Genomic DNA, 16,211 nt, shown 5'->3' on the forward strand with positions numbered 1-16,211 from the left:
CGCGTGTCAGCTGCTCGGGGGTCGCCGTCAGGTTATGTTGTTAGTGCTGGTTTCTACCGGAGTCGATGGCGCATGACCTTCCCGCCAACATTTCGGGGGAGAGCCGACGTGAACTCGATTCGACTTGGCTGCTTGTAGGAGGCGAGCTGCCGTCTGCAAACAGCCTCGAGTTCGCCCAGAGACGGCGATACGTCCGAAGCCCGAACGACGTATGCGACGGGTGTGGAACCCCACTTCTCGTGGTGGACGCCGACGACGGCGCATTCGATGACGCCCGGAATCTGAAGCAGGACACGCTCGATCTCGCTCGGATAAATGTTCATGCCGCCGGAGATGATGAGATCGGTGCGACGGTCCAGTACTTCGATGTACCCCTCCTCGTCGATTCTGCCGACGTCGCCAGTGTGATACCAGCCATTGCGAAATGCCTTCGCTGACGCCTCTTCGTTGTTCCAGTACCCGTCAGCAAGAGAGCCGGAGCGGACGATCAGCTGACCGACGGAACTGCCGTCGTGAGGGAGCTTGTTTCCGTGTTCGTCGATGAGTCGGACGACGGTCTCCGGTACGGATCGGCCGGTCGATGAGAAGATTCCTGGTCGGCGCTCTGAGTAGTCCAACGCCGATGTGGCAGCCACGAGTCCTCCCGAGTTTTCCGTCATGCCCCACCCCTCGACCAAGCGGGGGCCGATGGCGTCCACGAGGAGTTCCAGGTGTTCCTCTGGTGCCTTGGCCGTGCCGTGGAGCAGACTCTGCAGCGATGGCAGCGTTAGCCCTTGCTCGCGAACAATGGTGCAGAAGTCGACGATCGGCGGACCAGGCAGAGTAGTGAATGTCGCGTGGTGCCGATCGATCGCATCAACGAGTCGCGGTGTGTCGAAATTGCTCATGAGGATCGTCGTGCCACCTACTGCCAGATGGGGCAACACATGGGCGGGAATACCCGCGGATGACGATAGTGACAGCGCAAATATCTGGGTGCTGCCGATGCTGTAGCGGTTTGCGACTTGATTAGTTTGGACGATCGAGCGAAGTGAACGATGGGTCAACCTGGCTCCCTTAGCGAGACCTGTGGTGCCGCTTGTGTAGGCCAGAACAGCCAGGTCGTCGGGAGCAGGGCTGATTGGCGTTGGAGGGGTCGGCTGTCCGGAAGCGCGAAATCCCTCGTACCCGCGTGTGGCGGCATCGCGATTGGCCCCTGTCGTCACCGTCAGCCGAATGGAGTCGCGGTTTTCGAGTGCCTCGACCCGCTCTGCCGTACTGTCGTCGATGAAGAGAGCGACTGCTCCGGAATCGTCGAGCATGTGTTGTGCCTCGAAGGATGTGTGCCGCACATTGCATTGGACGACCACCATACCGGCCTTCAGGCAGGCCAAATATGCCTCCATATAGCGGATGTCATTTTCCATCCAGATCGCTACACGATCCCCGGACGAAATGCCCGCGCCCAGCATCGCGTTCGCAATGCGGTTGGTGTTGTCATCGAGCTCGGCGTAAGTGACGCCGATTCCATCCAGCATGCGGATCGCAATGCGGTTAGGCGCCCGTTGAGCACCAATTCGCACGAGAGAGCCGAGGTTGTATGCGGCGGGGTTAAGGAGTGTCTGTGTGGTGGTCATCGTTGCCCTCCGAGCATTGGTCCTGGTGTGAAAGCGATCGAACGAATGCGATGATCCGATTTCCGCGTCAAGCAGCATGTTGGTCGAATGCAACCATCATGTACCCCGATCGCCTCCCGATCGAAGATAAAGTCCGCCCACTTGCCAGCTTGGGCCTGCAATACGGTATGCTACCAAACAAACGATCGATTTGTAGAGCTCGCGAGTAACCAAGTGTTCGCGGGCCTGGCTGTAAGCGAAAGGTGGCACCATGACGACCGTGAATAATGATGTCTGTGCAGGCGACGCGGACTTAAGCGATTTTGCGCTGCGTGCCGAGGAATGGCTGCAGACTGCGGTGCCCGTTGAGTGGCGGGAGTCCCGAGGTGCTCTCAGCGGCGAGGAATCAGATGCAATCCGGCGCGAGTGGGACCTTCAGCTGTGGCGCGGAGGATTTGCGGGGATAGCTTTTCCCAAAGATTTTGGTGGCCAGGGCCTAGGTCTGGCCGAGGACGTGATATTTCACGTGCTTGCAGCCAAGGCGCAGGCTCCCGACGGCTTCTCGCGCGTTGGCAAAACGCTTGTTGCCCCCATGGTGGTTCGCAGCGGAACCGACTGGCAGAAGGAACGCTATCTTCCGCCCTTGTTGCGCGGGGAGGAATTGTGGTGCCAAGGCTTCTCCGAGCCGGACGCCGGATCTGACCTTGCTGGCGTGCGGACCCGCGCAGTGCGAGACGGTGACGGCTATCGAATCACCGGGCGCAAGACCTGGACCACGTTTGCCCAGCACGCCGACCGAATATTTGTTCTGGCAGTCACTGATCCCGATGCACCGCGCTACAAGAACCTGAGCATGTTCCTTGTGGACATGCGCGCACCGGGCGTGTCCATCAACGACATCCGGCAGATTTCCGGCGCCATCCACTTCGCAGAGACACACTTCGACGGCGTATTTGTTGCGGAACGAGATCGTGTGGGGAATGAAGGTGACGGGTGGAAAATAGCCATGGAGTTGCTCGGTGATGAACGGGGTGGCTCCGAGGCTGCTGCCCGGTATGTCGAAATCAGATCCGATTTGGACCTGCTGTTCCGCACCTGCGGCGATCGGCCGGAATTGGCGAACGCACTGCAGGAACTGGACGAGCGCACCGAGACTCTACGCTGGCATCTTGCCAAGGTGATTGATCTTGAGGGCATGGGTGGTGAGGCATTCGCGCGGGCAGTATCAGTCCTCAAGGTTCTATGGAGCGAGCTATGGCAAGTCGTGGCGCGGGTGGGTTTCGAGGCTCACGTTCCTGCCGACAGGGAGCATTGGCGCTACCAGTTTTTCGAGTCGAAGGCTGTATCAATTTACTCAGGCACGAATGAGATTCAGCGTAACCTCATTTCGGAACGAGTTTTGGGGCTGCCGCGATGAACGTTCTCATTGATACAAAGGCCGGAGAAATTGGCGAGCTTGCGTCTGAGGCGATAAGCGACATCATCGAACGGGCCACCGCTGGAACAAGCATCACCGCCTACGCCGAAGGCGAATCGCCTTTGTCGTGGAACGCGCTTGAGGAAGGGGGGTGGGACCTCGTTGGGATCCTTGACGATGGGGAAGGAGCTCAACTGCGAGATATTGTCGCCATCGCTCAAGTATGGGGAACTCGCCTGATCCCCTTACCGTACCTGGAAACTGTGATCGCTAAACGTCACTCGGAGATAGCCCGAAGTTGGGACGGTCCCGTGTCCTTCGCGTTACCCACTTCGACCCTCGGGCCTGGAAAGCAGCGGTATGTCCCATTTGGACAGTTCGCAGGCCTGCGTGTGGTTACAGCCCTTGGCGGCGATTCTGGTCAACTCATTGAAATTCCGGAAGGTCGCCCAGCCGGACTGGATCTTTGTGCTCGTGGTCTGGAAGTGGATGTGATCCTGACTGATTTCTCGGAAACTGCAGCTCGGGAGCTCGCCGTCGTCTATGCAGCCAGCTCAGTTGGAGCTGCGAGGCGAATGCTTGAACTCGGTGTCACCTTCGCGAAGGAACGCCAGCAGTTCGGTCGACCTATCGGCTCGTTCCAGGCAGTCAAACATCATCTGGCAGATGCGTTGATCGCCGTAGAAGAGGCTGACACCGCAGTCATTCGAGCAAGTCGGACCACTGAAGGCGTACGGCAGACTACGGAGTTCGTCGTCAAGCGCTGTATTGATGCGGCCGAACTCGTCCTCCAAGTGCACGGTGCACTGGGGTTCACCTGGGAGATGGGTCTGCACTACTACCTGCGCCATATGCTCACGGCACAAGAGATTGTCGGTGGATTACGCAACTGTCCGTGAACTACGCGTTCGGGGTTGCTGAATCCACGAGCGACCCCGAACAGACCCCGATCGCTAATCTCTGTAGGCCTTCGTGGCAGGACCCGGACCGTTGACGGTCAAGCATTACCTTTTTACGATAATACCAATCGGTTGTTTGATTAGTTCTTAATGCCGATGAACTGTGAACCTGAAGGGTGTAATTCTTGTTCCCCTTCTTACTGCCTGTTGTGGCCACCTTGGCCCGACTCCGACTGGCTCTATTATGCGACTCAGTCAAGGGCACCATCTCAACCCGGAGACGGGTTCCGACCTTTGCGAGTCACCTGTGTCATATGAATGCATACTTCTAGAGCACGATGGCCCAGTTGCGTGGATCACACTCAACCGGCCACAACGTCTCAACGCGATGAACGATCAACTGTTGACCGATCTCGACAGTGCGCTGCAGAGCCTGCGGGGTACGAAGAATCGGGTAGTGGTCATACGCGGCGCCGGACGTGCCTTCTGCGCCGGCTACGACGTGTCCCCAGATTCCGAAGAGATAGGGTACGCCTCAGCACGCGGGCCCGTGGGTGACCGCGACAGGCTGCTGTCCAATATCGAATTATGGACCCGAATCTGGCGCCACGAGCAGCCGGTCATCGCGGCAATCCACGGGCACTGCATTGGCGGCGGCACCCAATTGGCATCCTTATGCGACATAACGATCGTCGCCGATGACGCATCGATTCAGTCATCTCCCTCCCTGCCGATCGGTGGCGGATATCTTTCCCCTCTCTGGGTGCACCTGGTGGGACCGAAACGCGCGAAGCTGATGTCCTTCGATGCAGGTCGACGCATCTCGGGCACGCAGGCCGTGGATTGGGGTTGGGCCACCGAGGCAGTCCCCGCCGATCAACTCGAGACTTACGTGCGCGAGTTGGCCTATTCGATTGCAAGGACGCCGGGTAACCTCCTCCGGCTAAAAAAGGAGGCGATCAATCGAGCGGCCGAAATGGACGGACTGTTGAGCTATGCGCGGACGGGTGCTGAGACCGATGCACTGCTTCACCTCACTCCGGAGGTGGCTCTCGCCCAAGCCTGGATCAAAGAACTTGGTCTCAAGGGCGCGATCCAGCGGTTCCGTGACGACGGTCTGCCTGATATCGAAGACGCGCAGTGAACATACTGCCACCCTATTCGGACCTTCCGAAACTTGGGGGACTCGACATCAGGCATTCCTGGGACGTTTTGTCCTCGCCCATGGGGACGCTTTCGTTCGTTGAACCGGAGGACATCGTACGGGCGGGCAAGCTCGTCTCGGCCGGCGCTACAATCCCTCTGAACCTCCCCATCAACGCCTTCGATCCACCGCTGTTCGGGCGGGCGCCCATTGGCCATACAGTGCTGCAGCCGACCGGTAATGAGGCCGAGGACCTGATTGATTCGTTCAACCCGCAGGCCTCTTCTCAACTCGACGGCCTTGCGCATGTTCGTGCCCGTGAGTTCGGGTACTTCGGCGGACTCCTTGAACTCGCAGAAGCCCGCGAGCGAATCGGTATCCAGCATGTCGCATCGCGAGGTATCGCAGCTCGCGGTGTCCTACTGGATATCGCTGAAAGCGATGGCGGGGAAGGCCTCACACCATTCGACGGGCGTATGTACGACACCAAATTGCTCAACGACGTGGCCGATGCGCAGGGGGTCGAGATCCAATCAGGCGATGTTCTGCTCATTCGGACGGGGTGGGCGCCAGGGTATCTGCAGCTGCCGGCGTCCAATCGGAGGCCCCCCTCGAGCTGGAACGGCCTGAGAGCAGATGAGGCCATGGCTGCGTGGCTGTGGGATCACCGAATCGCCGCGGTGGGAGCAGACAACCCCGCTGTGGAGTGCGCGCCCGGCGCCCGTGATATTGGTTCTCTGCACCGTCGTCTGCTGCCCGCACTCGGAATGTCAATGTTCGAGCTACTTGACTTGGAAACGCTTAGCGAAATGTGCAAGCGCCTGGGGCGATGGGAATTCCTCTTCGTCTCTGTACCCCTGCATCTCAGCGGAGGGGTCAGTTCGCCTGCGAATGCGATGGCGATCCTCTGACTAAGTTGAACTCCCTAGCCCGCGGCAGATCTGCACGGTGCTCAACATCTGGAAAGTACATCATGCCCGTTGAAACCTCGTGGTCTGGGTCGACAGCGATCCTGACACTAAATAATCCGCCCATGAATACTGGAGACGCAATTCTCCGCCGCGACCTTCGGGACGCTCTTCTCAGCGCTGCGGCTGTTGCGGACCTCGACGGCGTGGTCATTGAATCGTCGGGACGCCACTTCTATGCGGGGTCAGACATCGGTGAGCTTGATCATCCAATCGAGGAACCGCAGCTGACGGCTGTTATCACCCTTATCGAGGCGATGCCGGTGCCCGTTGTCGCGTCAATCAACGGGTTTGCACTTGGCGGAGGGCTCGAGCTCGCGCTCGCCTGTGACGCACGCATAGGGGACACTAGTGCGATAGTGGGATTCCCCGAGGTGACACTCGGCATAATCCCCGGAGCTGGAGGTACCGTCCGGGCTGGACGTCTCATCGGGCCTGCCTCTGCGATTGATCTCGTCGGATCTGGGCGGCGGGTTGACGCCAGGGAGGCAAAAGAACTGGGTATCCTCGACCGGGTCGTAGAGCCTCGCAGGCTGCGCGATACCGCCATCGAATATGCATCCACCATGGGCACTAAGCGGCGGGTTCGAGACCTACCTGTTCCCGCGTTCGATCCGGCGGTGATAGAAGACGCGGCTCAACGCGCTGCAACGCGCGCACGGCCGAATGTGCTCGAAGCCATCGCCATGGTGCGCCGCGGCCTAACTCTGGGACCGGACGAGGCGCTTTTGGAAGAGCGTGCGATTTTCGACAGACTTCGACGTACTGATGAGGCAGCGAATCTTCGCTACTTGTTCTTCGCCAAGCGGACGGCCGTCAGGAGCCTGCGCGCCTCGACGAGTGAACGGAGAATCGATCGGATCGCAGTGGCCGGGGCGGGCACTATGGGTGCGGCGGTTGCGCGGCTCCTTAACGCTTGCGGATTTTCCGTTATCGTTTTCGATCTAAATGCGACTGCCCTGGAGCGAGTTGGTGCAACGAGCGCGATTGTGACTACGGACCGGCTGCAGGATCTCGCCGATTCGGACGTCGTTATTGATGCGATCTTCGAGGACATGCAAGTTAAGCGGCAGTTCTTCACGGATCTGGAACCACTGGTATCCGATGAAGCTATATTCGCCAGTAATACGTCCTATCTCGACCTCGATCAGATTGCCAGTGTTCTCAATCGTCCGGAGCGGTTCGCCGGGTTCCATTTCTTCAACCCGGCTGATCGTAACCCGTTGATCGAGGTGGTGCGCACGGCGTCGTCGAGTGCGGAGACCATCGAAGTACTCGCGGGGTTGGCGCGCAAACTAGGAAAGACGGTGATTCCAGCGCGTGTGGGTGACGGGTTCGTTGCCAATCGCGTGTATGCAGACTACCGCTGTCAAGTCGAGTTCTTGATGGAGGAAGGTGCGAATCCGCAGGAAATCGATGCAGCGATGCGCGACTTTGGCCTCCCGATAGGTCCTTTCGCGGTTGGCGATATGTCCGGCCTTGATATCGCCTGGGCGCGCCGGAAGCGCCTCGCGGCGACCCGCGACCCTCTTCAGCGCTATGTCGTAGTTCCCGATACACTCTGCGAACTCGGCCGCTTCGGCAAGAAGACGGGTGCAGGGTGGTATAGCTATGCGGACGGTGCGGCTCGAGGGACCCCCGATTCACAAGTCGCGGCCATCATAGATGCGGCTCGTGCTGAAAAGGGAATTACTCCGCGGGCGATAGCTGCCCGGGACATCCAGTTGCGGGTGCTCGGATCTATGGTGTGCGCGGCGGCGGTCGTGCTGCGGGCCGGCGTCGCTGACCGGGCCAGCGACATCGACATCGCTTTAACGGAAGGATTCGGATTCCCGCGTTGGCTGGGTGGCCCGCTCCGCTACTTTTCCAGCTTCAAGGACGACGACGTCGTTCGTGTCCTCAAAGCGGTCTTTGAATCCGACCCGATTGCGTTCGCAATTGCCGAACCCGCACTTCTGGGCGAGGTGCCACAGGATATTCGCGTTGCTCTGGACGCTGTCCGGGCTCCGAATCGCTGATTTCTACGCCGCTGAGGCTTAGCCACACGATGCTGGAATCGGGAGGGGAGTTGCTCGGCGAAGAAGGATAGGGCCATATAAAGGCCCAAGGTCGGCAAAGTATGGAACTGTCGTAATTTTGATGCTAATCTAACAACCAGTCGTTTGATGAGCCGGTATTTCCCGCTCTCGCGAAACTACAAAAGACATCGGTGTCTAGCTCCGTGGAGGAAGCGCACATATGGAAACCTTTGACGTTATCGTCTCTGGCTACGGTCCGACCGGGCAGGCTTTTGCATCTTTGCTCTCTCGGCTTGGTCATCGTGTTTGTGTCATAGAAAGGTGGCCCTCCCTGTATGGCCTTCCCCGGCTATGCACCATCGACGGCGAGTCCGCGAGGATCGTCCAGGCTGCCGGCAACATCGATGAGGCACTTCGTGACTCGCACCAACTTAGGCGCACCCTGCTCCTGAATGAGGACGAGCAACTCATTTTGAAGATGGATCACGATCGCATCACCACCAGCGGTTACCCGAGCCATATTTCGATGTATCAGCCGCATATCGAGGACGCCATGGACGCGGCGGCCCGTGAGCACGGCGCTACCGTCTACCAAGGATGGGAAGTGCAGTCTTGGACCCAAAGCGAAGATGGTGTCACGGTCGAAGCGCGGCAGACCGGGTCCAATGATCCCGCAGACACCATGACTCTCCAGGCAAAATACCTTATCGGCGCGGACGGAGCACGAAGCGCCGTCCGGGAAGCCGCTGGCATCGCGAGGGAGGGCTCCGATTTTCGCAGTGCCTGGATCTGCGTCGACGCCGTGCGCAAACGTACTCTGCCGAAATTCTGGGGCCTGTCGGAAGACATGCGGGAGTCGGTTATCATGGCGGCACCCGAGGGCCGGGCGTTCGCGGTTATCCCCATTGGTGACCGACGGCTTCGATTCGAGTTCTACGCCGACCCGGCGAGCGCGCACGACGAGCGGATGGGCTTCGATGCTGGCTATGAGGTGCTTGAGCGCGTGCATGGATTGACGCGGGACGATGTCGAGATCTACCGGACGGTGCTCTTTCCCTTTGAGAGCAGACTCGCCCGCACGTGGAGGAAGGGGCGGGTTCTGCTGGCGGGGGACGCCGCCCACACCATGACGCCGTTCCTTGCCCAGGGAGCCTGTTCCGGATTGCGCGACGCGGTGAATCTTTCGTGGAAACTTGATCTTGTTCTGCGCGGCGCGAGCGATCCTTCATTGCTCGACATGTACTTCGTCGAGCGCTTTCCGCAGGTCAGCGAGGTGGTTGCCGTATCCGAGCAAATCGGAGCTTGGGCGATGGAATTGGATCCGGTGAAGGCTCGAAAACGTGACAAGGACTTGCTTGATGGAGCTGTGTTGCCGCCGCCGCCACCAGCCGCCGACATCGATGAGGGAATCCTCTTCAAGCATGACATTGAACCGGCAGTGGGCCAGCTCGCCCCCCAAGGACGTGTGTCCTTTGGTGGGCGTGAAGGAAAATTTGACGACGTCTTTGGCTGGGGGTTCCAACTCATCGTGCGGGACGCGGACGTCTCCAGAAGCTTCTCGGACGAGGACCGTGCGTTTCTCGAGGCGATTAACTGCTCCGTCGTCGGTGTCGGTGACGTAGAGAGAAACGGCGTGGCAGTCGACGTCGACGGATCGTATGCCGCCTACTTCGACGAACACCGCATCGTGGGAATTCTCGCTCGGCCGGATTTCTACGTCTTCGGAGTTATGCACGAGATCGAGGACGCGGCTGTCGTCGTCGGCGAGCTGCGCCGGCAGCTGAGTGGATCGCACGAACAAGCGGTGCACGAAGCAGCGCACGCCGGCTAGCCGCCAAAAGTTATTCGACACTACGAAGGAGACAAAAGCTTATGTCCAATCTGAAGTCTGCGCTCTACTACGATCCGACCGCGATGTTCGAAGTCGACAGCCGCGACGTCGAATACCTCAATGTGGACGGAGTGACCCTCGTCGCTACGGTCTTCCAGCCGCGGGGCCAGGGTCCGTTTCCCATGCTCATCGACGTCCACGGCGGCGGGTGGCGTCTTTTCAGTCGCACACGACAGCGTCCTATCGATCTCGAACTCGCCTCGCATGGCATCGTGGTCGTATCGCTCGATTTCCGCCAAGCGCCCCCGACGTCGACATTCACCCGCGTCGATGGTCCTTATGCCCCCTATCCGGCTACATTCAGCGACGTCAATTTCGGCATCCGATGGTTCAAGGCACACGCCGCAGAGTTCAACGCAAATGCCGAGGGTGTCGGTGCCCTGGGGGTCTCCAGCGGTGCACACAACGTTCTTATCAACGCAATGTTGGGGCACGAGGCACCCTTTACGGCAACGACTCTTCCCAATGCGGATTCGGTCGATGCCAGTCTCGCGTACATCGTCTGCTCCGGATCCCCAGTCGACCTGGTCGACATGATGGTGGACGCGAATGTCACCGAAGCTGCTCCCGGTATCGAGGTGGGTGAACCTGACTTCTACGGCTTGCACGAATACTTCGGAGGCGTGAAGGAGGTCACTGCGCTGAGTCCGTTGCACATCGTCTCTTCGCGCACGGACATCGCCACTCCGCCATTGCTTCTCATTCATGGCGATGCCGACGATATGGGAGGCGTTTCGACAGACCGTCAGGTAGCCTTCGCTGGCGCTTACGCCAAAGCTGGCGGGATCGTGGAACTCGCGATCTACCCCGACGCGCCGCATATCTTCCTCAATCGGGGTCTCGCTCCCGAGAGCGAAAACCTCGTCAGGGCCCTCGCTGGGATAGCAGGATTCATTCAGCGCCAACTGGCCTACACCGACCAACCATTCAACCCTGTCGCCGGTTCGGCTACGGATACCGTCTAAAACCAATAGGAGTAACTGCTCATGCTTATCGCCGACATCGGACATATCGCCTTCCGCGTCCCGGACGTCGATGTCTCTGTCAAATACGTCACGGAAGTACTCGGGATGCTCGAAGTTGAGCGCATCGGAGATACCGCGTACGTAACTCAAGGAAGCCCCTACCCCTCCGTTTGGCCGCAGTGCAACCACCACATCATGGAGTTCATTGGCGGATCCGAGGGACCGGAGTTCGACCACATCGGTCTCATCGCCCAGGATCAAGCTGCACTGGACGAGATCCGTGCGCGAGCCATCGCGATCGGGGCGACGATTGACTCTTCTGTTACCAGTGAGCCCGGAATTCCGGAACTTCTGCGCATTATCGCACCCACTGGACACGTCATCGACACCTATGTGGAGATGGAACAGGTCGAACGCGACTACCAACCCAAGGGGGTCATGACACACCGGCTGGCACACGCGTTCATGTGGACCCAGGATGTTAAAGGGTTGGTCGAATTCCTTATCGACGTATTCGGATTCAAGGCGTCCGACTGGATCGGGACACCCGAAGATCCCTACATCGGCTTCCTGCGGTGCCACCTTGAGCATCACACGATTGCGGTTGGACGCGGACCGATCGAGGGCGTTCACCACTACGCCATGGAAGTACCCGGCACGGCTGACCTCGGACGCTTGGGCGACCAACTCGCGCGCTCGGGTCTCGGATACATGTGGGGACTTGGACGGCATGGTGGTGGGGACAACATCGCGAGCTACCATGTAGCACCCGATGGGTTGCTCGTAGAGGTATACGCGGACATGCAGAAGATCGCCGGAGATGGATGGAAGCCACGCCACTGGAGCGTCGAGGACCCTCGCGGCGGTAACCTCTGGGGCGAAATGCCCGGGGATTTTCAGAAGCTCATGGCCCCGCACGCACCGATCGCCAAGCGCTAGCCTTGCCGGTCAGGGGGCGAAGCCGGATGAATGAAACTACGACCCGATATGGGGGACATGTCGTCGACCAACTCGGGGTGGCTCCGGGATGGTCTTGGACGCAGGTCGCTCCTCCAAGCTCGCTGGTCGGTGCAAATGGACTGGTGTTCGGGCCGGATGGAGACCTCTATGTCGCTGAAGGGCATGGAAGCGAGATAAGTGCGATCAACACTCGTGACGGGAGTGTGCGGAACATCAGTCGTTCTGACGACCCCATCGAGTGTCCTGACGACCTCGCGTTCGGCGCGGACGGCACGATGTACGTCACCGAGTTTGCTCTCGGAAGGGTCAGTATGCGGCATCCAGGCGGTGAGGTTAGCGTTCTGGATGCCGACGTGCCGTCGGCCAACGGCGTGACGACCCATGGTGACAGGGTATTCGTCGATGAGTTTCGTCCGGGCGGACGCATCATGGAACTCTACCCCGACGGACGTGAGCGAAGGGTGATCGCCGAGGGCGTCGATTGGCCCAACGGCTTAGCGGTGGGACCCGACTACCACCTTTACTACCCATCGGTCTTCGCAGGGGAGCTGTGGAAAGTTGGCATCGACGCAGGTTCACCCGAGCGCGTAGCCTCCGGATTAAGCAGTCCAACCGCGGTCAAGTTCAGCCCTGAGGGCGAACTCTATGCATCACTGGCTGGAGGCGATGTGCTGCGGGTGGACCCGCGGTCGGGTTCAACCGTCGTCGTGGCATCCCTGCCGCAAGGAACCGACAACTTGGCGTTCCGCAGGGACGGCTGGCTGTTCGTATCCAATCAGCTCAACGGGAGCATAGTCGGAATAGACCACGACGGCGCGTCGGCGGTCCTTATCAGTCCTGGTCTCGTGGGTCCGTTCGGGATCGACGTCGCACCAGACGGCACAATCTGTGCTGCAGACGCTCTGAGTTACGCGGTCTTGAGACAAGATGGCGTCATCGATCGACCAGCATCTGTAAGTATCCCTGGTTTTCCAGGGGTCTTGCGTTCAGTCACGTATCTCAGCGACGGACGGCTCGCCCTCGGAACGACAGCCGGCGGCATAGCGGTCTACCGTCCGGGAAGCGACGCGCAGTTTCTGGCAAAAGGAATCAATGGGCTGATGGGAATCACCAGCACCCGAGACGGTGCGATAATCGCCGCGGCATCGGAGAGCGGTGAGATCCTGCGAGTCGATACTACCGGCGTGGCCGTTCTCGCAACGGGCCTTGCGCGCCCTATGGGCGTCGCGGTGACTGAGGATGGGGGAGTGATTGTGTCCGAGTCAGGGTCAGGACAACTACGATATTTCAATCCGGACGGGTCCTCGAAATTGCTGCTAACGGGCCTTGGTGAACCTCACGGCGTCGCCGCTTCCGGCGACGACGCATACGTGATCGATCGCCAAACGCGGGAGCTGCATCATGTAGCGCTCAGTGGTCGTATACCGAGCTCGGTAATCGCGAATAACGTCCCTGTCGGACCCGCCGCTGGAGTGGGCGAGACCATTGTCGCCGGACTCCCGGGGCTCGCTCCCGGTCCATGGCTTCCCTTCGCCGACCTGGCCATTGCTCCGGACGGTTCCGTCGTGGTGGGTTGCGACGGGTCAGGCGGCATCATCGCAGTCAAACGCGAACCTGAAAAGTCGAGTGTCGATTGAAACGAATGGAGAAGCTATGACGTCGAACCTGTTGACTGGACGAGTTGCGCTCGTTACCGGTGCGGGTGAGGGAATCGGGCGCGCTTCCATGCTCGCACTGGTGGAGCACGGAGCGAACCTAGTGGGCTGCGACGTGGACGAGGACGCCCTCGCGGAAACCTGTCGCCTTGCCAATATCCTTCGGCCGGGCTCGTCCCGATACATGCGAGGAGACGTAACCAATCCTGACGACGTCGGGGCGGTCGTTGCCTTTGCTGTAGCCGAGTTCGGAAAACTTGACGTCGTCCATGCAAACGCTGGAGTTTCCCAGCCAGCCTCAGTTGCCGGCGATATCCCGCTGAATCTGTGGAGGCGTGTGCTCGAGGTCAACCTGACAGGTCTGTTCGTGACATTTCAGGCGGCGGTACCCGAACTCGTGAAATCGGGAAGCGCGTCCTTTATTGCGACAGCATCGGGACTTGGCGTCGTAGGCGCACCGGGGCTCGCCGCCTATGTCGCGAGCAAGCATGCTGTGCTTGGATTCGTTAAGTCTGCCGCCCTTGATTACGCCCAGAGTGGGCTTCGCGTCAACGCCGTAGCTCCTGGCATGACCGACACGCCGATGCTCTCGTCGTCTACCACCGCCGAAATACGATCTGACATGGCTGCCTCAATCCCTGCTGGCCGTTTCGGAACGCCGGATGAGATCGCAAACGTTGTTGTCTGGCTAGCATCTGAGCTTTCCAGTTACGTCGTCGGTACCACGATTGTGGCCGACGGGGGAAACTCGATCTGCTGAACCAGTCCGCTATGCTTGTTTAGCAAACAAGCGTTTGGTAGACTATGTTTCTAGCCAAAGTTGGGAGCGCATATGAAGATCGTCGTCTTGGTCAAGGACGTCCCGGATACCTATGGGGATCGAAAGCTAAATCTGGAGACGGGACTGGCTGATCGTGACACAGTGGAAATGGTCATGGACGAAGTCTGTGAGCGTTCGCTCGAGGTCGCGTTGAGCTATGCAAGAAAGAATGCAGGGACTGAGGTAGTGGTGCTTTCCATGACTCCGTCGGGGGCAACTGCCACGGTGCGGAAGGCTTTGGCGATGGGGGCGGCCTCCGCCGTTCAGGTGGTCGACGATGCGCTAACGGGGGCCGACCTGGGGCTGACAGCTGAGGTACTCGCGGCAGCACTCACCCGAATCGGGTTCGATCTGGTGATCGCGGGAAATCAGTCCACAGACGGTTCGGGTGGCGTGATCGCTGCCATGATTGCCGAGTTGTTGGATACGCCACAGCTCTCGTCGTTGAGCTCGGTTGCCATATCAGAAGGTGCGGTGTCCGGCCTGCGTGCCTCAGACGGCGCGTCCCTGCAGGTGTCCGCCGAAATGCCGGCGGTAATCTCCATCACTGAGGCCCTGCCGGAGGCGCGATTCCCGAGCTTCAAGGACATCATGTCCGCCAAGAAGAAACCCATCGAGACGTTGTCGCTGAAGGATCTCGGCGTCAGTGCGGAAGATCCAGAAGCATCCCGGTCGATTGTGATTGCCCTATCGGAGAAGCCTCCGCGCGCCGGGGGCACGAAGATTGTCGACATGGGCGACGCGGGCGAGCAGCTTGCGGATTTTCTCATCCAGAACCAGTTGACTTAAGGAGATCGAAATGGTTGCATACGCGGAAGATGCGATCCTGGTGTATCTCGATGTGACGCCGACGGGCGAGCTCGCCCGTTCCAGTGCAGCGTTGCTTGGGGCCGCCGCCGTTGTCGGCACCCCAATAGCGCTGATTGTGGCCGACGGGACCGAGCTTGCCTCGGACGCCGCGGCGTTGGGTGCGGCTTCAGTCTTGGTCGCCCCTATTGGCGCCGGACTCACCGTACCCCTGGTCGACGCACTGGTGGCTGCGGCAGGCCTGGTTCGTCCCGACGCCATCCTCGTGTCCAACTCGATTGAAGGACGCGATGTAGCCGCCCGATATGCAGCACGCACCCGGTCGACGCTCGCCGTGGATGCCGTCGGTCTTGCACGAGACGCAGAGGGGATCGTCATCCAACATTCGGTGTATGGGGGCGCCTACAACGTCGAGTCTGCGGCCACTTGGGGTACGCCTGTAATTACGGTACGCCAAGGCGCCATTGAGGCGCGGGCCGAGGCAATGCCACCGGCTGCGGAGCAACTTGTGGTGCAGCCATCGGGGCGGCGCTCGGCGTCGATCGGTTCGGTGGACATCGCGGTGGTCGCCACGTCCCGCCCGGAATTACGGGGAGCGGTCTCCGTAGTGTCGGGTGGTCGGGGACTGGGTTCGAAGGAACAGTTTGTGCTCGTGGATCAATTGGCCGACGCCCTTGGTGCCGCGGTCGGCGCGTCGCGGGCCGCTGTTGACGCGGGTTACGTGCCGCAAGCACATCAGGTGGGCCAGACCGGTGTCTCGGTGTCGCCCCAGCTTTATGTCGCACTGGGTATATCGGGGGCGGTCCAGCACAAGGCGGGAATGCAGACAGCCAAGACTATCATCGCGATCAACAAGGATGAGGAGGCACCCATTTTCGAGATTGCGGATTTCGGTGTCGTCGGCGACGTATTCACCGTAGTGCCGCAATTGATCGCGGCTTTGCAAGCGCGGAAGGTCTAGAGCCCATGGGGATGTATAGGGGAGTTACACGCCGTGGTCTGCGACGGCGCCTGGGTGGTGAGCCATGGCCTATCTCTGTGTCGGCTCCTGAGCGCGGCCAGGCCGAGGGGA

The 16,211-nt window shown here is 59.9% G+C and carries 13 protein-coding genes; 12 read left to right on the forward strand and 1 reads right to left on the reverse strand.

Annotation, left to right across the window (positions count from 1 at the left end; genetic code table 11):
• Window positions 1-53: 53 nt before the first annotated feature.
• Window positions 54-1,616, reverse strand: a complete 1,563-nt coding sequence (locus LDN90_RS10005) for a class I adenylate-forming enzyme family protein (RefSeq protein ID WP_223948908.1) — start codon at window positions 1,614-1,616, stop codon at window positions 54-56.
• Between the two features lie 250 nt (window positions 1,617-1,866).
• On the opposite strand from LDN90_RS10005, the gene LDN90_RS10010 reads away from it, so the two are divergent.
• The 12 genes from LDN90_RS10010 to LDN90_RS10065 all read left to right on the forward strand — a co-directional run bounded on the left by LDN90_RS10010 (window position 1,867) and on the right by LDN90_RS10065 (window position 16,100).
• Window positions 1,867-3,012: an acyl-CoA dehydrogenase family protein gene (locus tag LDN90_RS10010; protein ID WP_216923316.1), complete on the forward strand. Its 1,146-nt coding sequence runs from the start codon at window positions 1,867-1,869 to the stop codon at window positions 3,010-3,012.
• Window positions 3,009-3,911: an acyl-CoA dehydrogenase family protein gene (locus LDN90_RS10015; protein ID WP_223948909.1), complete on the forward strand. Its 903-nt coding sequence runs from the start codon at window positions 3,009-3,011 to the stop codon at window positions 3,909-3,911. Before LDN90_RS10010 ends, LDN90_RS10015 begins: the two co-directional genes overlap by 4 nt.
• A 403-nt stretch (window positions 3,912-4,314) precedes the next feature.
• Window positions 4,315-5,055: an enoyl-CoA hydratase-related protein gene (locus LDN90_RS10020; protein ID WP_263426282.1), complete on the forward strand. Its 741-nt coding sequence runs from the start codon at window positions 4,315-4,317 to the stop codon at window positions 5,053-5,055.
• Entirely contained in the window at window positions 5,052-5,966 is a 915-nt protein-coding gene (locus LDN90_RS10025) for a cyclase family protein (protein WP_223948911.1), read from the forward strand. The genes LDN90_RS10020 and LDN90_RS10025 overlap by 4 nt, the downstream gene beginning before the upstream one ends.
• A gap of 122 nt (window positions 5,967-6,088) precedes the next feature.
• Complete coding sequence (locus tag LDN90_RS10030; RefSeq protein ID WP_263426283.1) at window positions 6,089-8,041, forward strand: 3-hydroxyacyl-CoA dehydrogenase NAD-binding domain-containing protein; 1,953 nt, start codon at window positions 6,089-6,091, stop codon at window positions 8,039-8,041.
• Between the two features lie 220 nt (window positions 8,042-8,261).
• Window positions 8,262-9,872, forward strand: a complete 1,611-nt coding sequence (locus LDN90_RS10035; RefSeq protein ID WP_223948913.1) for a bifunctional 3-(3-hydroxy-phenyl)propionate/3-hydroxycinnamic acid hydroxylase — start codon at window positions 8,262-8,264, stop codon at window positions 9,870-9,872.
• A gap of 41 nt (window positions 9,873-9,913) precedes the next feature.
• On the forward strand, window positions 9,914-10,897 hold the full coding sequence (locus LDN90_RS10040; RefSeq protein WP_223948914.1) for an alpha/beta hydrolase: 984 nt from the start codon (window positions 9,914-9,916) through the stop codon (window positions 10,895-10,897).
• 21 nt (window positions 10,898-10,918) lie between these two features.
• A complete protein-coding gene (locus tag LDN90_RS10045; RefSeq protein WP_216923329.1) occupies window positions 10,919-11,836 on the forward strand; it encodes a VOC family protein in 918 nt (305 codons plus the stop codon).
• Window positions 11,837-11,862: 26 nt separating this feature from the next.
• The gene (locus LDN90_RS10050; RefSeq protein ID WP_223948915.1) at window positions 11,863-13,494 is read left to right on the forward strand and encodes an SMP-30/gluconolactonase/LRE family protein; all 1,632 of its coding nucleotides are present in this window, start codon (window positions 11,863-11,865) and stop codon (window positions 13,492-13,494) included.
• Window positions 13,495-13,510: 16 nt separating this feature from the next.
• Window positions 13,511-14,272, forward strand: a complete 762-nt coding sequence (locus LDN90_RS10055; RefSeq protein WP_223948916.1) for an SDR family oxidoreductase — start codon at window positions 13,511-13,513, stop codon at window positions 14,270-14,272.
• Between the two features lie 72 nt (window positions 14,273-14,344).
• Window positions 14,345-15,121 carry an electron transfer flavoprotein subunit beta/FixA family protein gene (locus LDN90_RS10060; protein WP_223948917.1) on the forward strand — a complete coding sequence of 259 codons (777 nt, stop codon included), beginning with the start codon at window positions 14,345-14,347 and terminating at the stop codon, window positions 15,119-15,121.
• Window positions 15,122-15,131: 10 nt separating this feature from the next.
• Window positions 15,132-16,100, forward strand: a complete 969-nt coding sequence (locus tag LDN90_RS10065) for an electron transfer flavoprotein subunit alpha/FixB family protein (protein WP_223948918.1) — start codon at window positions 15,132-15,134, stop codon at window positions 16,098-16,100.
• Window positions 16,101-16,211: the final 111 nt, after the last annotated feature.

It is taken from the genome of Arthrobacter sp. NtRootA1 (assembly GCF_019976975.1).
GTDB classification, from domain to species: domain Bacteria; phylum Actinomycetota; class Actinomycetes; order Actinomycetales; family Micrococcaceae; genus Arthrobacter; species Arthrobacter aromaticivorans.

Excerpts from the sequence above, each read along its gene's own strand:
- LDN90_RS10005 (WP_223948908.1), bottom strand. The coding sequence starts at position 1,616 with ATGACCACCACACAGACACTCCTTAACCCCGCCGCATACAACCTCGGC.
- LDN90_RS10010 (WP_216923316.1), top strand. The coding sequence starts at position 1,867 with ATGACGACCGTGAATAATGATGTCTGTGCAGGCGACGCGGACTTAAGC.
- LDN90_RS10015 (WP_223948909.1), top strand. The coding sequence starts at position 3,009 with ATGAACGTTCTCATTGATACAAAGGCCGGAGAAATTGGCGAGCTTGCG.
- LDN90_RS10030 (WP_263426283.1), top strand. The coding sequence starts at position 6,089 with ATGAATACTGGAGACGCAATTCTCCGCCGCGACCTTCGGGACGCTCTT.
- LDN90_RS10035 (WP_223948913.1), top strand. The coding sequence starts at position 8,262 with ATGGAAACCTTTGACGTTATCGTCTCTGGCTACGGTCCGACCGGGCAG.
- LDN90_RS10040 (WP_223948914.1), top strand. The coding sequence starts at position 9,914 with ATGTCCAATCTGAAGTCTGCGCTCTACTACGATCCGACCGCGATGTTC.
- LDN90_RS10045 (WP_216923329.1), top strand. The coding sequence starts at position 10,919 with ATGCTTATCGCCGACATCGGACATATCGCCTTCCGCGTCCCGGACGTC.
- LDN90_RS10050 (WP_223948915.1), top strand. The coding sequence starts at position 11,863 with ATGAATGAAACTACGACCCGATATGGGGGACATGTCGTCGACCAACTC.
- LDN90_RS10055 (WP_223948916.1), top strand. The coding sequence starts at position 13,511 with ATGACGTCGAACCTGTTGACTGGACGAGTTGCGCTCGTTACCGGTGCG.
- LDN90_RS10060 (WP_223948917.1), top strand. The coding sequence starts at position 14,345 with ATGAAGATCGTCGTCTTGGTCAAGGACGTCCCGGATACCTATGGGGAT.
- LDN90_RS10065 (WP_223948918.1), top strand. The coding sequence starts at position 15,132 with ATGGTTGCATACGCGGAAGATGCGATCCTGGTGTATCTCGATGTGACG.